This window comes from Micromonospora mangrovicola (genome assembly GCF_047200535.1).
Classification (GTDB): Bacteria; Actinomycetota; Actinomycetes; order Mycobacteriales; family Micromonosporaceae; genus Micromonospora.
The window spans coordinates 1-2,926 of record NZ_JBJZOG010000207.1 but is presented as its reverse complement, the minus strand read 5'-3'; the positions used below and the strand labels follow the sequence as shown (position 1 = coordinate 2,926).

General features: G+C 74.3%; 3 protein-coding genes. All 3 read left to right on the top strand.

All coding sequences use genetic code 11. The features are described 5' to 3' along the window. Nucleotides 1–1,124: phosphatidate cytidylyltransferase (locus tag ACL02O_RS33955; RefSeq protein WP_412822276.1), on the top strand; the 1,124-nt coding region annotated here is incomplete at its 5' end. 104 nt (nucleotides 1,125–1,228) lie between these two features. Continuing rightward, on the top strand, nucleotides 1,229–2,374 hold the full coding sequence (rlmN, locus tag ACL02O_RS33950) for a dual-specificity RNA methyltransferase RlmN (protein ID WP_412822275.1): 1,146 nt from the start codon (nucleotides 1,229–1,231) through the stop codon (nucleotides 2,372–2,374). Nucleotides 2,375–2,396: 22 nt separating this feature from the next. Beyond that, nucleotides 2,397–2,926 (top strand): DivIVA domain-containing protein (locus ACL02O_RS33945; RefSeq protein ID WP_412822274.1); only part of this gene is annotated, 530 nt, incomplete at its 3' end.

Here is a 2,926-nt window from a genome sequence, read left to right as displayed (position 1 = left end):
GTTACGAGCCGGACCCGCGCGAGCGGGGTTACGAGCCGGACCCGCGCGCGCGGGGTTACGAGCCGGACCCGCGCGAGCGGGGTTACGACCCCCGCGGGCGTGGGCGCGAGGTGGATCCGCGCGGCGGCCGTCCCGGCAGGCCGGACGACGAGTACCCGACCGCTCAGATCGCCCCGGTGCGGGACGAACCGACCGCCCAGCTCGCGGCGCTCCGGGACGAGCCGGAGCCGGAGCCGCCGGCCGGGCGTCGCCCGCGCGGTCGACGGCGGGCGAGCGCGGACCGGCCGCCGACCAGCCAGCCGGCCGCGGGACGGGCGGGCCGCAACCTGCCGGCCGCGATCGGCGTCGGCGTGGCCCTCGGCGCGGCGATCGTCGTGCCGCTCTTCCTCTACCTGCCGGCCTTCCTGGCCGTGATCGCCGCCGCGGTGGCCATCGGGGTGTGGGAGATGGCCCGTGCGGTCCGCCGCAGCGGCGCCCACCCGCCGCTGGTGCCGTTGATCGCCGGTGGCGTGATCACCGTGGGGCTGGGCTGGTTCGCCGGCCCGGACGCGCTGAGTCTCGGCCTGCTGGTCACCGTGCTCGGCACGATGATCTGGCGGCTCGGCGACGGCCCGGGCAACTATCAGCGCGACCTCACGGCGGCCACCCTGATCGCCGTCTACGTGCCCTTCCTCGGCGGCTTCGCGGCGATGCTGGCCGCCGCGCCCGGCGACGGACACCTGCGGGTGCTGGTCACCCTGGTCGCCGTGGTGCTCTCCGACACCGGTGGGTACGCGGCCGGCGTCGCCTTCGGCAAGCATCCGATGGCCCCCACGATCAGCCCGAAGAAGTCCTGGGAGGGTTTCGCCGGGTCGGTGACCGCGGCGGGGGCCGGCAGCGCCCTGCTGCTCTGGCTGCTCCTCGACGTGGCCCCCTGGTGGGGCGCGCTGTTCGGGGTGGCGATCTCCTGCTCCGCCGTCCTCGGCGACCTCGCCGAGTCGATGATCAAGCGGGACCTCGGGGTGAAGGACATGAGCAACCTGCTGCCCGGACACGGCGGCCTGATGGACCGGCTCGACTCGATCCTCTTCGCGGTGCCGGCGGCGTACCTGCTGCTCGCGGTCTTCGTCCCGGTGGCGGGCTGAGGGATGAATCACGTGGGTGGGCGCGCATCCGCCGGCCGGTCGGGGCCGATTCGGCACCTACGGCCGGGTGCGTCCCGCCCACGGCGTGTCAGACTGGACGCGCCATGACGAGCCTCCCCCTGACCCCCGTGGACCCCGACGCCCGCGGCCGCCGGCCCGCGATGCCGCCCCGTCACCTTGCCGACCTGGACCTGCCGGGTCGGCAGGCGCTCGTCACCGAGCTGGGCGAGCCGGGGTTCCGCGCCAAGCAGGTCTCCAACCACTACTTCGGCCGCCTGGTGCGCGATCCGGGGCAGATGACGGACCTGCCGGCGGCCACCCGCGAGCGGCTGGCCGGGACGCTGTTACCCACCCTGCTCACCCCGGTACGCGAGCTGGCGTGCGACGGCGGCGCCACCCGTAAGGCGCTCTGGCGGCTGCACGACGGCTCGCTGGTGGAGAGCGTGCTGATGGGCTACCCGGACCGGGTGACCGTCTGCATCTCCAGCCAGGCCGGCTGCGGCATGGCCTGCCCGTTCTGTGCCACCGGCCAGGCCGGGCTGACCCGTAACCTCTCCACGGCGGAGATCGTCGACCAGGCGGTCTACCTCGCCGGGGTGGCCGCCTCGGGTGCGGTCGCCGGCTCGCCGCCCCGCCTGTCGCACGTCGTCTTCATGGGCATGGGCGAGCCGCTGGCCAACTACTCGCGGGTGGTGGCGGCGATCCGCCGGCTGGTCGCGCCGGCTCCGGAGGGGCTCGGCCTGTCCCAGCGGCACATCACCGTTTCCACAGTCGGCCTGGTCCCGGCCATCCGCCGACTGGCCAGCGAAGACCTCTCCGTGACCCTTGCGTTGTCGCTGCATGCCCCCGATGATGAGCTGCGCGACGAACTCGTCCCGGTCAACCAGCGCTGGAAGGTGTCCGAGGTGCTGGACGCGGCATGGGACTACGCGGCCACGACGGGGCGTCGCGTGTCGATCGAGTACGCGATGATCAAGGACGTGAACGACCAGCCGTGGAGAGCCGATCTGCTCGGGCGGCTGCTGGCCGGCAAGCTGGCCCACGTGAACCTCATCCCGCTCAACCCGACTCCGGGCAGCCGCTGGGACGCCAGCCCGAAACCGGTCGAGCGGGAGTTCGTCCGGCGGTTGCGCGACGCTGGGGTGTCGACCACGGTGCGGGACACCCGGGGACGCGAGATCGACGGCGCGTGTGGGCAGCTGGCCGCCGCCGAGGACAGGGACATCGACCCACGCACCGCGACGGCGTAGCGGTACGAGACCAGGAGACATAGTGGCGAGTCAGGGTCAGCGTTTCCGGCGAAAGGCGCTTCGCCGGGGATACAAGGTCGACGAGGTGGACGCCTTCCTGGACCGGGTGGAGGCGACACTCGCCGGCCAGCCGGTGGGCGCGCCCGTGGCCTCCCAGGAGGTCCACGACGTTGTCTTCCGGGTCCGGTTCAACGGCTACGACGAGTGGCAGGTCGACCTGCACCTCGACCGGGTCGAGCGGCAACTGGCCGAGCTGGAGGAGCGCGGCGGCCCGTCCGGCGGCCGGGGCGGCGACCCTCGGATGGCGGACCGGCTCGGTCCGCCGATGCGGGAGGACCGCGGCCTCTCGCCGGTGCCGCAGCCCCCGCTGCCGCCCCGGCAGATGCCCGGCCCGCCCGCCGACCGCTACGGCAGCCGTTACGACGAGCCCACCGGCGCCTTCGCCGCTGGCGGATACGAGGGCCGGCGAGTGAACTACGAGCCGCCGCGTGGCCCTGGCGGCCCCGGCCCGATGGGTCCGGGTGGCCCCGGTCCGATGGGTCCGGGTGGCCC

What these genes read in the sequence shown, in the direction of transcription:
- rlmN (WP_412822275.1), top strand. Translation starts at nt 1,229, where the DNA reads ATGACGAGCCTCCCCCTGACCCCCGTGGACCCCGACGCCCGCGGCCGC.